This is a genomic window from Halorubrum aquaticum, from assembly GCF_900113615.1.
GTDB classification, from domain to species: Archaea; Halobacteriota; Halobacteria; order Halobacteriales; family Haloferacaceae; genus Halorubrum; species Halorubrum aquaticum.
The window spans coordinates 1-15,158 of the sequence record NZ_FOPZ01000005.1; the positions used below are offsets into that span (position 1 = coordinate 1).

Below are 15,158 nucleotides of genomic sequence, written 5' to 3' on the forward strand. Positions count from 1 at the left end.
TACTCTGGTGCCTGCGCGGGGAACCCCTCCAAAGCCCCAGCCGCTCGGCTATACTCTGGTGCCTGCGCGGGGAACCCCTCCAAAGCCCCAGCCGCGAGGACTCCTGCGCCTCGCTGCGCGCTTCGGTCGCTCACTTCGTTCGCTCCCTCCAGTGCTTACGTCGGCGGAGTTCGTCCTTCCGAGAGACTTCGTCTCTCGACTTCCCGCTCGCTGTGCTCGCGGGAATCGCGACTGCCCCTTCGAGTCCCACCCCGAACAGCACCGCCCCGCACCTCACGCCTCCCCAGCCTCGCGGTTCGCGACTCACGGCTTCGCCGCTCGTTATCGAGGTGCTCGCTTCGCTCACACCTCGCCCCGCTCACCGCGTCCCTCGCGTGCTGCTCGCGCCCTCCCGGGCGCTCGCAGGCGCAGGGCGAGAGCGAAGATCTCGCTTGAAGCCGGCATCTCCGCCGCCGGCGACGCCACCGCATGTGAATCGGGCGGACCTGAGTAACTGAAGCAGAACTTCTCCCACGGAGAGTCCCACGAAGCCATCGATACGTGGACGATCGCGGCCCGGCCGGGGGCCCTTCGCCCGATCACTCCGGCGACGAGACCCGCACGACCTGCTTCCCGACGTTGTCCCCGGAGAAGAGCCCGAGGAAGGCGTCCGGGGCGTTCTCCAGTCCCTCGACGACGGTCTCGCGGTGCTCGATATCGTCGTCGGCGACCCAGCCCGCGAGCCGGTCGGCGGCCTCGCCGAACCGGGTGGCGTAGTCGCTCACCAACAGCCCCTGAACCCTCGCGCGCGGGGCGATGAGCAGCGGGAGCTTCCGCGGGCCGGTCGGCGTCTCCTCGTCGTTGTAGTGGGCGATCTGGCCGCAGACGGCGACCCGCGCGTCGAGGTTCAACTCGCCGAACACCGCGTCCGTGATCGGGCCGCCGACGTTGTCGAAGTAGACGTCCACGCCGTCGGGCGCAGCCTCGGCGAGCGCCGCGCCGTAGTCGTCCGCGGTCCGGTAGTTGATCGCGGCGTCGAAGCCGAGGTCCGCAGTGAGCCACTCCGTCTTCTCGTCGGTGCCCGCGAAGCCGACGACGCGGCAGCCGTTGAGCTTCGCGATTTGGCCCACGACGGAGCCGACCGCACCCGCCGCGCCGGAGACGACGACCGTGTCGCCCGGCTTCGGCTCGCCGACCTCGAGCAGGCCGAAGTACGCCGTCCGCCCGGGCATCCCCAGCACGCCGAGATACGCCGGCGGGTCCGCCACCGACGGGTCGACGGGGGCGACCTCGTCGGCGTCCAGGAGCGTGTGGTCGCCCCACGTCCCGTTCCCGGTGACGAGGTCGCCGGCGTCGTACCGGCCGTCGGCGCTCGAAACGACCTCGCCGACGACGCCGCCCTTCAGCGCGTCGCCGACCGCCCACGGCTCCGCGTACGACTCGGCGTCCCGCATCCGACCGCGCATGTACGGGTCGACGGAGAGGTAGCGGACGCGGACGAGGAGCTCGCCGGGGTCCGGTTTCGGTCGATCGCGCTCCCGGAGGTCGAAACAGTCGAGGTCCGGCTCGCCGCGGGGCCGTTCGGCCAGGGTCCACTCGCGCGTGGTGTCGGTCACGCCCGTTCTTTGCGGCCGCGAGCCAATAGCCTTCGGGCGGCGGCGATCGGTCACGACCGCGCTCCGTCCACGCCGCTCAGTCGACGTTCTCCCCGACCGGCCGGGCGACCATCTCTCCCCACGACTCGAAGCCGTGGCGCGCGTAGAATGCCTGTGCGCGCTCGTTTTTCGGGTCGACGTCGAGTACGAGCCGGTCGAGCGGGAGGTCCTGGTCGGCGGCGAGGTCGAGCGCGGCGTCCATGAGGTCGTCGGCGACGCCGGTTCCCCGGTGGTCGGGCGCGAGGTAGAGCTCGTTGATGACGGCGGCGTCCCAGACGAACGCCAGCCGCTCGGGGAGACAGAAGACGTAGCCGACGAGGGAGGGGTCACTCGATCCGTCCACCGCGACGGTCACGCAGCGCGGGTCGTCGGCGACGCAGCGGTCGACCCACGCGAGCCACGCCTCGCGGTAGTCGTCGGTGAGCTTGCCCGCGTAGGCCGCCGCCTTGTCGTCGCCGCCGGTGTTCTCGCCGAGTCCCCGCTCGAAGGCGAGTTTCAACTCATAGAGCTCGTCGGCGTCGGTCGTCGCGTCGTAGGGGCGGAGCTCGATGCTCACGCGTTCTCACCCGCCTCCGCGATCGCCGCGTCCTCGTCGCCCTCCAGCACGAACTCCGCGAGCGTGGGCACGAACGTGCCGATGTCGGTGACCATGCCGACCGCCTGCGCGGAGCCGCGGTCGAGAAGCTGCGTGACGGTGGCGGGATTGATGTCGACACAGACGGTCTTCGTCGTCGAGGGGAGACAGTTCCCGACCGCGACCGAGTGGAGCAGGGTCGCGAGCATGAGCACGATGTCGGCGTCGTGGGCCTGGTCGCGGATCGCGTCCTGTGCCTCCACCGCGTCCGTGACCGTGTCGGGCAGCGGGCCGTCGTCGCGGATCGACCCCGCGAGCACGGTGTCGACGTCGTTTCGCACGCACTGGTACATCACGCCCTCGGTGACGATCCCCTCCTCGACCGCGGCCTCGATCCCGCCGGCGCGGATTATCTCCGAGATGGTCCAGATGTGGTGTTTGTGCCCCTTCCGCGGGTGTTCGAGCGTCTCGACGTCCATCCCGAGCGAGGTGCCGTACAGGGAGCGTTCCAGGTCGTGGGTCGCGAAGCCGTTGCCCGCCGACAGCGAGTCGACGTAGCCGGCCTCGACGAGGTCCGCGAGCGCGTCGCCCGCGCCCGAGTGGATCACCGCGGGCCCGGCGACGACCATCACGTTTCCGCCCGCCTCCTTCACCTCGCGAAGCTCCGCGGCCACCTCGCGGATCGTCGACTCCGAGGGGCGCTCGGAGGAGACGCCCCCTTGCATGAACCCGAACGCGCCGCCGGACCCGCGGGGACGCTCCGGCGGGTTCACCCGGATGCCCGACTCGTCGGTCGCGACGAGGTCGCCCTCCTCGACGGCGTTGAGCACCTTGGTGTACGCCCGCGGCTCCCCGTCGGGACCGTCGGGGTCGACGATCAGCGCGCAGTCCATCTCGATCCGCTCGACGTCGATCCACTCGCCGTCGTACCGCACCTCGGTCGGGTGGTTCGTCGTCGAGTAGAAGTCCGGAGGGACGACCTTGTCGTCGGGGGCGGCGACGAGCGCCACGTCCGAGGGATCCTCCAACACCGCGCCGTTCTGGTGGAGTTCGTGGAGGATGGCCTGGAGCGTCCCCTCGTCGTCGGCGGAGACGCGCATCCGGCAGTACGACTCGGCCTCCTCGTGGGTCCCCACGTCGAACTGCTCGACGTCGAAGGACCCGCCGAGGTCCATCACCGCGCCGAAACACCGCTGCATCGTCCCGCTGTCGATGATGTGTCCCTCGATCTCGACGGTTCGCGAGTGGCTCATACGCCACCGTGTCCCCCCGCGGAGAAACCGGTTTCCCCTGCGGCCGACGTTGCTGTCGGCGGGGGCGTGAAGGGAGACCCGACCGGACTGCCGGTCAGATCAGCCCGAGCGCCGAGAGGATCTGGTTGCCGAACACCATCGACACCAGCCCGAAGAGCATGACCAGCCCGGAGGAGACCGTGATCGTCCGGACTGCCGCGTGCCGGTCGCCGATCGGGAGCCGGCTCACGACCGCCTCCGCGACCATCCGGAGGATCCGGCCGCCGTCGAGCGGGAACGCCGGGAGGCAGTTGAACAGCGCGAGCTGGATGTTGATCCAGCCGGTCCAGAACAGCAGGTTCGCGAGCAGGAACGCGCCGCCGCCGAGGAACGCGAGCCCGCCCTCGAGGACGTAGAAGTTGGTGATCCCGCCGGCGAACCCGGCGAAGTTGAACGGCAGCCCGAACAGGCTGCCGAGCGGGAGGATCAGCGTGACGAAGACGAGCCCGAGCGCGGAGTCCGCGAGTCCGCCGAGCGCGACGCCGTCGAGCGCGCCCTCGCCGCCGTCGCCCCCGAGCAGTTCGAGGTACGCGCCGGCGGGGTACTCCGAGACGCCGACGTCGTCGAGCGCGAGCCCGCTCGTGCCCGGGAAGACGCTCACCCCGATGAACCCGCCCTCGCGGTTCGGGTGGGCGTCGAGTTCCACGTCGTAGGGGACGCGCTCGTCGTCGGCGGTGTACGCGACCACCTCGACGGTCGTTCCGGGCTCTCGTTCCCGAAGCGTCGACGCGAGCGCGTCGTCGTCGCGGATCCGGTCGCCGTCGATCTCCACGATCGTGAGCGGCTCGCCGACCGCCGCGCCCGCGTCGTGGATCGGGCCGTCCTCCTGGACGCCGACGATGTACGCGCCGATCGGAGCCTCCACCTCGGTGGCGTTCGAGCCGTCGACCCCCTCGAGTTCCACGGTCGCACGCTCGTCGTCGCCGACGGCCGCGAGGAACCCGCCCTCGGTCCGCACCGGCTCGCCGTTCACCGCGGTGACGACGGTCGGGTCCTCCCTCACCGTGACGCCGAAGGGGTTGCCGCCGGCCGACCCGATCGCCTGGAGCTCGCGTTCGACGGTGACCTCGCGCTCCGCATCGCCGTCGTCGACGACCATCGAGACGTCCGCGTCCGCCTCGGAGAGCGCGGCCTCGAACGCCGCGGCGTTGGCGACCGGCTCGCCGGCGACCTCGACGATCCGGTCGCCCTGTGCCAGGTCCGCGTCGGCCGCCGGCGACCCCGGCGTCGCCTCGCCGACCGCGTAGCCGGGCGCGACGCCCATCGCGCCGACGACGGGGCCGAAGAGCAGCGCGAAGACGATCACGGTGAGGACGACGTTCGCGGTGACGCCGGCCGCGAACATCCGGGCTCGCGCGCCGCGGGAGGCCTCGCGGGTCGCCTCGTCGTCCGGCTCGACGAACGCGCCCACGGGCAGGATCGCGAGGAAGACCAGCCCCATCGAGTCGATCTCGATGTCCTCGACGCGGCATAACAGTCCGTGTGCTCCCTCGTGGACGACCATCGCGATCGCGAGCCCGCCGACGATCTCGGGCGCGACCGAGAGCGGGAGGAACTCGTTCACGCCGGGGATGATGAGGAAGTTCTGCGGCTGCTGGATCGCGGAGGGCTGCGTGGCCGACAGCGCCGACACGCCGGAGGAGACGATGAGGACGAACGAGCCGACCATCGCGACCAGCGCGCCGCCGAGCCCGAGGTTCGCGACCGCGCGCCAGAACCGCCGCGGTCCGGCGAGTCGCTCGAGGAACGCCCGCCCGCGACGGGTGTGGAGGGTCGTGAGCGGCCCCGAGATCCGCACGGAGTCCGGGAGGATCCCCCGGTTCCGGAGCCACGTCATGGCCGCCGTGTACGCGAGGATCCCCGTCAGGACCCACAGCACCGTGTTCATGTCGAACCCGTCAGGGTCGGCCGGGTGTAAGGCGTTCGGTTCGGTGAACCCGGCTCGACCGGCGAGCCGAGGGCGGCCCGTACCGGTCCGTTCGGGTTCGACCGTGAACTAAAACCCCAAGTACCCCCCAGTCCAACGTCCGACCATGATCGCGCTCATCGACTTCGTCTCCCGGCTGGTCGGCGACGTCGGCCGGTTCGTCGACATCTTCGCGAACGACCTGATCCTCGGCGCTGGCGACCCGCTCTCGGCGCTTCTCGTCGTCGTCGGACAGGTGTTGATCGTCGCCTCCGTGGCCGCGTTCGGCTACGCGGCGGTCGGCGCGCTCCTCCGCGAGATCGGCGTGAACCTTCCCTCACTCGGCGGCCGCGGTCGAAGCGAGTAGGCGTCGAGAAGCGGCGGAGAGACCGGCGGACTGCGGAGTCGCGGGCACGTCCGTTCCTCCCTCGATTCGAGGGGCACGCTCCGATCAGTCGTCGCTCGGGCTCGACCGTGACCTTGTAGCCCCGATCGCCGCTTCCGTCGCTCCCTCCTTCGCCGTTCCCGTCTCGGCCGCCGCGGTCGACGGAACCGTGAACTCGTCGAGCGTCGCCGACAGCTCCTCCGACTGGTCGGCGAGGGTGTGGACGCGTCGGGTCACCTCCGAGACCGTCGCCGTCTGTTCCTCCGCCGCCGCCGCGACGGTCTCAGCCTCCGTCGCGGTCTGTCCGCTGACCGCGGCGATGTCGTCGACCATGTCCACGACCTCCTGTGTCGTCCGGGCCTGGTCGTCGGTCGCGTCGCTGATCTCCTGGACCGTCTCGTCGACCGTCGTCACGCCCTCGACGACCTCCTCGAACTCGCGGAGGGTGGACTCGATCGTGTCGACGCTCTCGGCCACCTGCGACTCCATCGCCTCCACGTCGTCGGCGGTCCCCGACGAGGCCGCCTGGACCTCCTCGATCCGCCCGGAGATCTCGGCCGCCTCCTCGCGGGTCTCCTCCGCGAGCGACTTCACCTCGTCGGCGACCACCGCGAACCCGTCTCCGGAGCCGTTCGCCCGGGCGGCCTCGATCGAGGCGTTGAGCGCGAGCAGGTTCGTCTCCTCGGCGATCCCGTCGATCACGGAGGCGATCTCGTCGATCTCCCCGATCCGGTCGACCAGGTCCGCCACCGCGGCGGAGACCTCCGAGATCCGCGCCTCGAGCGTCTCCAACTCCGCGATCGCCTCCGCGGCCTCCTCGCGACCGGCGCGTCCGCGGTCTGCCGCGTCCCGGGCGGTCGCGGCCGCGTCGTCCGCCGACGCCGCGATCTCCTCGACGGTCGCGGACAGCGTGCTCATCTCGCCGGAGACCGCCTCCAACTGGTCCGTCTGTGCGGCCGCGCCGTCCGAGATCTCCTGAACCGACCGAGCGACCTCCGCGCTCGCGTCGTCGACCTCGTCCATGCTCGCCCGGACGTCGTCGCTCGTGGCGGCGACCTCGCCGGTGAACGACTGGACGTCGCCGACGGTCCCGCCGAGCGTGGCGACGAGCCGGTCGTAGTTCCCGACGAGTTCGGCGTACCGGTCCCGGTCGGTCGCCAGCGCGTCGTCGTCGATCGTCGCCGTGAGGTCCCCGTCCTGGGCGCGCTCGGCGGCGTCGCCGAAGGCGTCGACGAGCGACTCGAGCTCCGTCGTGTACGCCTCGAGGTTCGCGGCCATCTCCGACAGCGACTCGCCGAAGGTGCCCGGCACGTCCTCCTCGAGCGCGGGGTCGTCGAACGACTGCGCGGCGAGCGCCTCCGCCTGCGCCGAGACGGTCCCGAGGTAGCGCTCCACCTCGGTGAACGAGTTCACGAGGTTGCCGATCTCGTCGGGCTGGTCGCTGCCGGCGAGCGCGGTCCCGGCGGCCCTGGCAGCCCCGGCGGTTCCGGCTACCGCCTCCGCTCCGTTACCGCCGACGTCCCCGGACGCGATCGCGTCCGCGCCGGCCTCCAACTCCCGGATCGGGGCGACGAAATCGCGTCGCACGATGAGGAGCGTGTTGTAGATCGCCACGACCGCGCCGAGGAACAGGACGCCGGAGACGACGTACGAGAGCGTGCCGGAGAACAGGAACGGCGTGAGGAAGATCGCGACGGTGACGAGAAACTGAATTCCGACCGCGGTCACGACCTTTCGTTCCATCGACTCCGAGACCCCCAGCCGGTCCATCGTCCCCCAGAGGAGCGACTCGTACCGGCCTCGGAGTCCGGCGGGTCGCCGTCGTGTGCTCGACATACGCGAGGTTCGACGGAACCGGGTAATGAAACTCACTCCGAGGTTATCACGCTCGATTCTCGATTCCCGTCCCGTGAGAACCGGGAAGGTGTTAGAAGAGCCCGTCGACGGCGTCCGCTGCGAGGTCGACGCCGGCCTCGAGGTCCGGGCCGAGCGGCGAGCCGACGACCAGTCCGTCGGCGTGTTCGGCCACGTCGCTCGCGCGCTCCCGGACGGTCTCCGGAGTGCCGGCCATACAGAACGCGTCGATCATCCCCGGCGTCACCAGGTCGAAGGCCGCGGAGAACTCGCCGGCGGAGACGCGCTCGCCGATGGCCGCGGCGGCGTCGGGATCGATCCCGTGGCGATCCAGCACCGGCGGGGCCGCGCCGGCGGCGATGAACGCGACCGGGGGACGTGCGGCCTCGCGGGCGGCCTCGTCGTCCTCGGCGACCGACACCGCGGCGTAGGCGATCAGGTCGAAGTCGCCGCGGCGGTCCGGTCGGTCCGAGAGCCCGTCGTCGACCTGCTCGCGGGCCCACGCGAGGTCCTTCGGGTGCGAGCCGTTGTACAGCAGGCCGTCGGCGTGTTTCGCGGCCATCCGGCACATGTGTGGCCCCTCGCCGCCGACGTGAACCGGGATGTCGGGCCCCTGCGGGGGTTCGTAGTTGAGCCCCGCCTCGCTGGCCTCGAAGGTCCCCTCGTGGTCGACGCGCTCGCCGGCCCACAGCTTCCGGGCGGTCTTGAACGCCTCCAGCACGGAGCGGAGCCCGCGCTCGTCCTCGAGCCCGAGGTTCCGCAACGTCGAGGGGTCGCCGGGGCCGATCCCGAAGACGGCGCGGCCCCCCGACAGCTCGTCGAGGGTGGCGACCCGCGAGGCGAGCGTCACGGGGTGGGTCTCGTAGGGGTTGGCGACGCCGGGACCGAGCCGGACCGACTCCGTGGCGGTCGCGAGCCCCGAGAGGACCGCCCACGGGTCGCGGTTGTTGTAGTGACACGTCGAGTAGACGGCGTCGTAGCCGGCGGCCTCGGCGCGGACGCCGAGGTCGACGACGCGATGCGGGTCGTGTTCGGGGGTGAGTTCGATTCCGAGCATTGGTGGTGTCGTGTGGCTACTCCTCGTAGCGCCAGTCGCGTAACGCCTGCCGGACGAAGTCGCTCTCGACCTCGCGGAAGTGGTTGTCCGAGCCGTCGTGGTCGCCGAACTCCCAGTCGCGGACGACGACGACCGGCGTGCCGCCGTCGCCCTCGCCGACCACGAGGTTGGCGGCCGACGCGAGTTCGTCGATCACGTTCTGGACGGTGACGCCCATCTCGCGGCCGTCGCGGTCGTGCTCGCCGCGCCAGTCGCGGCTCGCCGGCATGCCGGCCCAGCCGATCGCGACCCCGCGCTGGCCGTGTCTGAACGGCCGGCCGCAGGTGTCGCTGACGACGACGCGGTCGGCCGCGATCCCCTCGCGGATCCGCGCCGCGCTCTCGGAGGGACGCTCGGGGAGCAACAGCAGGTCGCCGCCGGGGACGTTCGAGCGATCGATGCCGGCGTTGACCCCGATGTGGCCGAATCGGGTCGCCGTCAGGAGGAACGGGGCCTCGGTGATCAGCTCCGTCGACTCCTCGAGGACGGCCTGCGCGAACCGCGGGTCCTTCTCCTCCCCGGATATCTCCGCGAGCCGGTCGGCGATCTCGTTCGCGCGCGGGCCCGCCGGGAAGTCGGCGAGGTCGAACGTGCGCCCTTCGGCCTTGGAGACGACGGTGCTGGCGACGACGACGACGTCGTCCTCGCGGAGGTCGACGCGCTCGTCGATCATGGCCGCGAGGTCGTCTCCCTCCCGGATCTCCGGGAGGTCCGGGACCGCGAACAGCTCCATACACCACCCTGCGTGTCGGCGAGGAAAAACCCCGCCGGTACCGGGCCGGCTTGACGGTACCCAGTGAACCGGATCCGGCGACAGAAGAACATACAAACAGACGCAGTGGCGTGCGCCGGCGAGCACCGCGAAGCGGTGCGAGCCGCCCGCACGAGGGAGTCGACTGGCCGGAGCGAAGCGGAGGACAGTCGACGAGGCTGGGGAGGCGTGAGGTGCGGGGCGGTGCTGTTCGGGGTGGGACTCGAAGGGGCAGCCGTGAGGTGGGCGCAGGCGACGCAAGCACTGGAGGGAGTGAGCGAAGCGAACGACCGAAGCGCACAGCGAGCGTGCGCCCACCTCACGGCTGGGGCTTTGGAGATCGTCACCGCGCTAGCACTCGTGTACAGTCGAGCGGTTGGGGCTTTAGACGTGTCTCTCATCCGCGTCTCCCTCTCGAGATGTGACCGTGCTCTCCCGCTCCGCACACCTTATAACCGATTCCGCCGAATCCCCGCTGTGGACCTCCACGTCCGGTACGAGGGCGACGACGACCCCGATAAGTGTACGGCCCGGAAGCTCGCGCGCTTCGACCTCGCCGAACTCCACCGATCGGACCGCGCCACCCCGTACGGCGTCGTCCTCAACCCACACGCCGAGCGGGCGCTCTCGCCGGCCGACGCCGATCTCGCCCGCGAGAACGCGCTCGTCGCGCTCGACTGCTCGTGGGAGTCGGCCGGCGAGAAACAGTTCACCCTGCCCGGCGAGCACCGCGCGCTCCCGTACCTCGTCGCCGCCAACCCCGTGAACTTCGGCCGTCCGATGCGGCTCACGACCGTCGAGGCGTTCGCGGCCGCGCTCTCGATCCTCGGCGAGCCGGACCACGCGGAGCGGGTCATGGCGAAGTTCACCTGGGGCGAGACGTTCCTCGAACTCAACGAGGAACCCCTGCGGCGGTACGCCGACTGTGCGGACTCGAGCGAGGTCGTCGCGGTCCAACAGGAGTACCTCGACCGGGAGTGAGACGTCGATACGTCCGGCGTCGATCGACGGTTAGAAACGGGAGACGTGACGGCGGAGGACGCCTCCACCGTCTCCGGTCGCTCGGTACTCCCTCGTTGCTGGCGCGGTGAACGCGTCCGAAGCCCCACCCCGCACAGCCCCGCACCTCACGCCTCCCCAGCCTCGTCGCTCGCCTCCGGCGAGCGACTCCCTCGCGGGCCGGTCGCGGGCCACTGGCCCGCTCCCGGGCGCGCCACCGGATCGGGGGCGACCTTCGAGGGCTCCGACGAACTCGCTACCCGACTCACTCGCCGAGGACGCCGCCGATCGCGCCCGCGAGCGCGGAATCGATCGCGAACAGGAACGTGAGGAAGAGCCCGACGACGAGGACGCCCGCGCCGCCGAGCAGGCTGCCGATCGGCCCGGCGGCGAGGCCGACGAGGCCGCCGAACGCCGCGAGCAGCAGCGTGACGACGATCCCGCTCACGGAACCGGCGAGCAGCCCGTGCCACGTACCGGAGAGCAGGCCGCCGCCGGCGACGTATCCCGCGACGAACCCGCCGATCAACCCCGCACCCACGTGGCCGATCACGGGAACGAACGTCGCCAGCAACCCGGCGATCACCGTGACGACGAACCCGTAGCCGACCGCGCGCCAATCGGTCATACCCGTCCGTAGCCGACCGGCCGATAAATACTCGCCGTCGCTCCCTCGCGTATGGTTATTAATATACTCTATTCAGATATTAACTACTTATAAATAAACGGGAGAGAATGGCAGATGGATTAATAACCGTCGGCCGGCTAGGCGACACCAATGAGCGAACGGAACGGAACGAACGACTCCGAACCCGACGGAACCGAGACCGGCGCGCCCGGACCCGACGGAGCCGAACTACGGCTGACCGTCCCCGACATGGACTGTGCGTCCTGTGCGGGGAAGGTCGAGGGGGCCCTCGACCGCGAGGGCGTCCTCGCCGTCGACACGCGGCCGACCTCCGGGGTCGTCGTCGTCACCCACGATCCGGCGGTCATCGACGCCGACGCGCTCGTCGCGGCGGTCGAAGGGGCGGGCTACGACGTCGCCGACGCGGACGCGGACACGGTCGCCGACGACCTGTGGCGGAGCCCGCGGGCGATCGCAACCGCGGTCGGCGGGGTCTTCCTCGCCGTCGGGCTCGCACTCGAGTGGTTCCTGCCGGGGGCCAACCCCCTCCTCGCGACGGTCGGCGAAGGTGTCGGCGTCCTCGGTCCGTGGGAGGTCTCGGGGGCGTCGCTCGCGTACGTGGTCGCGATCGCGGTCGCGGCCCCGCCGATCCTCCGGAACGGCTACTACTCGCTGCGGGGGCTGAGCCTCGACATCGACCTCCTGATGTCGATCGGGGTGGTCGCCGCCCTCCTCATCGACCTCCCGTTCGAGGCGGCGACGCTCGCGGTGCTCTTCTCGACCGCGGAGCTGTTGGAACGGTTCTCGATCGACCGCGCGCGCACCTCGCTGCGCGAACTGATGGAGCTCTCCCCCGACGAGGCGGTCGTGATCCGCGACGGCGAGGAGGAGACCGTGCCGGCCGCGGCGGTCGGGGTCGGCGAGCGGCTCGCCGTCCGGCCGGGCGAGCGCGTCCCCCTCGACGGGGTCGTCCGGGAGGGCTCGGGAGCCGTCGACGAGTCGGCGATCACGGGCGAGTCGGTCCCCGCGGAGAAGGAGCCGGGTGACGAGGTGTACGCCGGCTCGATCAACGAGGCGGGCTACCTCGAGGTCGAGGCGACCGCGCCCGCCGAGGAGTCCACCATCGCGCAGGTGGTCGAGCTCGTCGAGGCGGCCAACGGCGAGGAGACCCGCGCCGAGCGGTTCGTCGACCGCTTCGCGGGCGTCTACACGCCGATCGTCGTGGCCGCGGCGGTCGCGACGGTCGTCCTCGGCACCGTCGTCGTCGGCGGCCCGGCCGAGACGTGGTTCGTCCGGGGGCTCACCCTGCTCGTGATCGCGTGTCCGTGCGCGTTCGTCATCTCGACGCCCGTGAGCGTCGTCTCCGGCGTGACCGCCGCCGCGCGAAACGGCGTCCTGATCAAGGGCGGCGAACACCTGGAGGCGGCCGGCGACGTCGACGCCGTCGCCGTCGACAAGACCGGGACGCTCACGACCGGCGAGCTCGCGGTCACCGACGCCGTCCCGCTCGGCGGAACCGACGCCGACGACCTGCTCGCGCGGGCGACCGCGCTGGAGCGCCGGAGCGAACACCCCGTCGCGGAGGCGATCGTCGCGTACGGCGAGGGTGCTGGCGAAGGCGACGGTGGCGGGAGGGACGTCGACGCCGACCGCGACGTGGCCGGGTTCGAGGCGCTCGCCGGGAAGGGCGTTCGAGCCGAGATCGACGGCGAGACCCACTACGCCGGCAAGCCGTCGCTGTTCGAGGACCTCGGCTTCGATCTGGGACACGCCCACGTCCGAACCGACGGCGGAACCCTCGAGGGGTTGGACGGGACCGGCGAGGTCGACGAGAGCGGAGGGACCGCCCGGCTCGACGAGCCGGAGCCCTGCGAACACGGGGAGTACCTCGATCTGGCAGGCGAGACGATCCCGCGGCTCCAGGCCGCGGGGAAGACGGTCGTGCTCGTCGGCACCGAAGCGCGGCTCGAGGGCGTCATCGCGGTCGCGGACGCGGTCCGGCCGGAGGCGGCGTGGGCGGTCGACCGGCTCCACGACCTCGGCATCGAGCGGGTCGTGATGCTCACCGGCGACAACGAGCGGACCGCCCGCGCCATCGGCGAGACGGTCGGCGTCGACGAGGTGCGCGCCGAACTGCTCCCGGAGGAGAAGGTCGACGCGGTCCGTGAGATCGGCGCGGAAAGCGACGGCGGGGTCGCGATGGTCGGCGACGGGATCAACGACGCCCCCGCGCTGGCGGCCGCGGACGTCGGGATCGCGATGGGCGCGGCCGGCACCGACACCGCCCTCGAGACTGCGGACGTGGCGCTCATGGCCGACGACCTGACTCGACTCCCGTACGTGATCGACCTCTCGGCGCGCGCCGGCCGGACGATCCGGACGAACATCGGCGCGTCCCTCGGCGTGAAGGCGCTGCTGGCTGCGGGCGCGCCGTTCGGATACGTCACGGTCGCGATGGCGGTTATCGTCGGCGACATGGGAATGAGCCTCGGCGTCACCGGTAACGCGCTCCGGCTCGGGAACGTCGAGCCGGCCGAGCCGCCGCGGGCGAGCGAGTCGCCCGAGGCGTCCGAACCGCTCGAGGCGACCCCGCACGGGACGGCGGACTGACCGAGCGCGACCCCGGCGGCGGTCAGGTTTAACAGCGCGTCGTGCCTATCGGAACCCGACATGCCCTCCGAGAGCGGTTCCGCCGCCGAGACGGCCGAGACGGTCGAGTCCCACCCCGACCCGATCGAGTGGGGGCCGGTGCGCCACGACCGGCTCCGGTCGATCGCGCTCGGGGTGGGGCTCGTCGCCGCGCTCGGCCTCCTCGCCGTCGTCGCGGTCGTGGCCGTCGGCGTGGCGAACGCGACGTGGGCCGCGGCGACCGGGGGCGGAACGCTCGGCGGAGGGAGCGACCTGTGGGTGCTCGCCGTGCTCCTTCTCGTCGGCGGGCCGTTCTCGCTCCTGTACCTCCTGATCGCCTACGATCGGTCGACGGAAGGGGCACGAGAGCGGCTCCGCTCGGCGTTCGGCGACTACTCGCTCTCGCGGGAGTCGATACGCCCCCGGTGGGTGCTCGCCGGTGCGCTCCCCTTCGGCGCGCTCTGGGTGTGGGGGCCCTCGCCGGCCGAGATCGGACTGTTCTACCTGTTCCCGCTGATCTGGTTCCTGCCGGTGCTCGCCGGCTCGAAGGGAACGTCGGTCCGGCTCGACCCCGCCGAACGCGTCGTCGAGCGGACGGACCACACCCACGACCGGAGCCGGAGCGACGACCTCGAGTCCGTGATCCGGACCCGCCGGATCGACCTGCCGTGGACGACGCTGTTCCTGTTGGCATACCGCGGGAACGCCTGGTACCGGTCGACGCCCTGGCTGTTCGTCCCGAGCGAGCGGGCCGACGCGGTCGAGGACGCCCTCGAAGCCGTCCTCGCACGGTCGCCGGGTCCCGACCGGGCGAGCGTGCCCGAGCGGGTCGTCCTCGCGATCCTCGGGAGCAGCTCGCTCGTCGTCGGCCTCGCGATGTCCGCGGCGGGGGCGGGCGGAGGCGGGATCGCGTTGGGGCTGCTCTCCGCGCCGTTCACCCTGCTGTTTCTGGCGCTCGCCGCCCGGCTGTGACGCCGGACGACGCCGTGAGATCACCCTCACCGGACGACTCAAATAGCCGCACGCCCTACCCGAAAACATGGACCGCAAGCGGCTGGAGCGGACGTTGGCCGAGGAGTTCGGGGGGACCGCCGCGGAGCGGCGCGTGGTCGCCAGGGCCGCCAGCGACCTCGCGGATTCCGGCAAGCCCTCCACCGACCGCGGACACGCGCTGAGCGTCCCCGGCGTGGTCCGGCACCTCTCGGACGCGCCCGACGGCTCCTCGCTCGTCGAGCGCTGGAACTGGTGGATGGGCGCGTTGGAGACGGCCTACGGCGGCTACGACTACTTCACGGTTCGGTTCGTCGAGGACGACGAGGAAGCCGGCCTCCGTCGGTAGCGGAACCCGAAACTGGGGTCCCCGAAACTGGAGTCCCCGGAACCGGGGCCGTTCGGCTTCAGCACCGGTCGC

The 15,158-nt window shown here is 71.4% G+C and carries 13 protein-coding genes; 5 read left to right on the plus strand and 8 right to left on the minus strand.

The window, feature by feature from the left end:
- Positions 1–578: 578 nt before the first annotated feature.
- From F3H10_RS05830 to F3H10_RS05845, 4 genes are all read right to left on the minus strand, one after another.
- A complete protein-coding gene (locus F3H10_RS05830) occupies positions 579–1,595 on the minus strand; it encodes an NADP-dependent oxidoreductase (protein WP_149783867.1) in 1,017 nt (338 codons plus the stop codon).
- Between the two features lie 76 nt (positions 1,596–1,671).
- Positions 1,672–2,190 carry a GNAT family N-acetyltransferase gene (locus F3H10_RS05835; RefSeq protein WP_149783868.1) on the minus strand — a complete coding sequence of 173 codons (519 nt, stop codon included), beginning with the start codon at positions 2,188–2,190 and terminating at the stop codon, positions 1,672–1,674.
- Positions 2,187–3,461 (minus strand): ornithine cyclodeaminase, nickel-pincer nucleotide-dependent, encoded by a 1,275-nt coding sequence (locus F3H10_RS05840; RefSeq protein ID WP_149783869.1) that lies wholly within the window; start codon positions 3,459–3,461, stop codon positions 2,187–2,189. The genes F3H10_RS05835 and F3H10_RS05840 overlap by 4 nt, the downstream gene beginning before the upstream one ends.
- Positions 3,462–3,555: 94 nt before the next feature.
- On the minus strand, positions 3,556–5,388 hold the full coding sequence (locus tag F3H10_RS05845) for a site-2 protease family protein (protein ID WP_149783870.1): 1,833 nt from the start codon (positions 5,386–5,388) through the stop codon (positions 3,556–3,558).
- A gap of 145 nt (positions 5,389–5,533) precedes the next feature.
- On the opposite strand from F3H10_RS05845, the gene F3H10_RS05850 reads away from it, so the two are divergent.
- The gene (locus tag F3H10_RS05850) at positions 5,534–5,773 is read left to right on the plus strand and encodes a hypothetical protein (RefSeq protein WP_149783871.1); all 240 of its coding nucleotides are present in this window, start codon (positions 5,534–5,536) and stop codon (positions 5,771–5,773) included.
- Between the two features lie 84 nt (positions 5,774–5,857).
- On the opposite strand, the gene F3H10_RS05855 is transcribed toward F3H10_RS05850, so the two are convergent.
- From F3H10_RS05855 to F3H10_RS05865, 3 genes are all read right to left on the minus strand, one after another.
- Complete coding sequence (locus F3H10_RS05855) at positions 5,858–7,561, minus strand: methyl-accepting chemotaxis protein (protein WP_223174235.1); 1,704 nt, start codon at positions 7,559–7,561, stop codon at positions 5,858–5,860.
- A gap of 157 nt (positions 7,562–7,718) precedes the next feature.
- A complete protein-coding gene (locus F3H10_RS05860; RefSeq protein WP_149783873.1) occupies positions 7,719–8,702 on the minus strand; it encodes a 5,10-methylenetetrahydromethanopterin reductase in 984 nt (327 codons plus the stop codon).
- A 16-nt stretch (positions 8,703–8,718) separates the two neighbouring features.
- Positions 8,719–9,474 (minus strand): coenzyme F420-0:L-glutamate ligase, encoded by a 756-nt coding sequence (locus tag F3H10_RS05865; protein ID WP_149783874.1) that lies wholly within the window; start codon positions 9,472–9,474, stop codon positions 8,719–8,721.
- 495 nt (positions 9,475–9,969) lie between these two features.
- On the opposite strand from F3H10_RS05865, the gene F3H10_RS05870 reads away from it, so the two are divergent.
- On the plus strand, positions 9,970–10,473 hold the full coding sequence (locus F3H10_RS05870) for a DUF367 family protein (RefSeq protein ID WP_149783875.1): 504 nt from the start codon (positions 9,970–9,972) through the stop codon (positions 10,471–10,473).
- 283 nt (positions 10,474–10,756) lie between these two features.
- Here the strand turns inward: F3H10_RS05870 and F3H10_RS05875 are convergent, their stop codons facing one another.
- Complete coding sequence (locus F3H10_RS05875) at positions 10,757–11,119, minus strand: DUF5518 domain-containing protein (protein ID WP_149783876.1); 363 nt, start codon at positions 11,117–11,119, stop codon at positions 10,757–10,759.
- A 249-nt stretch (positions 11,120–11,368) separates the two neighbouring features.
- Here F3H10_RS05875 and F3H10_RS05880 point away from each other — a divergent pair, with 249 nt between their 5' ends.
- From F3H10_RS05880 to F3H10_RS05890, 3 genes are all read left to right on the plus strand, one after another.
- Positions 11,369–13,729, plus strand: a complete 2,361-nt coding sequence (locus tag F3H10_RS05880) for a heavy metal translocating P-type ATPase (protein ID WP_223174236.1) — start codon at positions 11,369–11,371, stop codon at positions 13,727–13,729.
- 60 nt (positions 13,730–13,789) lie between these two features.
- Entirely contained in the window at positions 13,790–14,719 is a 930-nt protein-coding gene (locus F3H10_RS05885) for a hypothetical protein (protein ID WP_149783878.1), read from the plus strand.
- A gap of 67 nt (positions 14,720–14,786) precedes the next feature.
- Positions 14,787–15,086: a hypothetical protein gene (locus F3H10_RS05890; RefSeq protein ID WP_122104348.1), complete on the plus strand. Its 300-nt coding sequence runs from the start codon at positions 14,787–14,789 to the stop codon at positions 15,084–15,086.
- The last annotated feature ends 72 nt before the right edge of the window (positions 15,087–15,158 follow it).

What these genes read in the sequence shown, in the direction of transcription:
- F3H10_RS05860 (WP_149783873.1), bottom strand. Translation starts at nt 8,702, where the DNA reads ATGCTCGGAATCGAACTCACCCCCGAACACGACCCGCATCGCGTCGTC.
- F3H10_RS05875 (WP_149783876.1), bottom strand. Translation starts at nt 11,119, where the DNA reads ATGACCGATTGGCGCGCGGTCGGCTACGGGTTCGTCGTCACGGTGATC.
- F3H10_RS05850 (WP_149783871.1), top strand. Translation starts at nt 5,534, where the DNA reads ATGATCGCGCTCATCGACTTCGTCTCCCGGCTGGTCGGCGACGTCGGC.
- F3H10_RS05865 (WP_149783874.1), bottom strand. Translation starts at nt 9,474, where the DNA reads ATGGAGCTGTTCGCGGTCCCGGACCTCCCGGAGATCCGGGAGGGAGAC.
- F3H10_RS05845 (WP_149783870.1), bottom strand. Translation starts at nt 5,388, where the DNA reads ATGAACACGGTGCTGTGGGTCCTGACGGGGATCCTCGCGTACACGGCG.
- F3H10_RS05885 (WP_149783878.1), top strand. Translation starts at nt 13,790, where the DNA reads ATGCCCTCCGAGAGCGGTTCCGCCGCCGAGACGGCCGAGACGGTCGAG.
- F3H10_RS05855 (WP_223174235.1), bottom strand. Translation starts at nt 7,561, where the DNA reads ATGGACCGGCTGGGGGTCTCGGAGTCGATGGAACGAAAGGTCGTGACC.
- F3H10_RS05880 (WP_223174236.1), top strand. Translation starts at nt 11,369, where the DNA reads ATGGACTGTGCGTCCTGTGCGGGGAAGGTCGAGGGGGCCCTCGACCGC.
- F3H10_RS05840 (WP_149783869.1), bottom strand. Translation starts at nt 3,461, where the DNA reads ATGAGCCACTCGCGAACCGTCGAGATCGAGGGACACATCATCGACAGC.
- F3H10_RS05890 (WP_122104348.1), top strand. Translation starts at nt 14,787, where the DNA reads ATGGACCGCAAGCGGCTGGAGCGGACGTTGGCCGAGGAGTTCGGGGGG.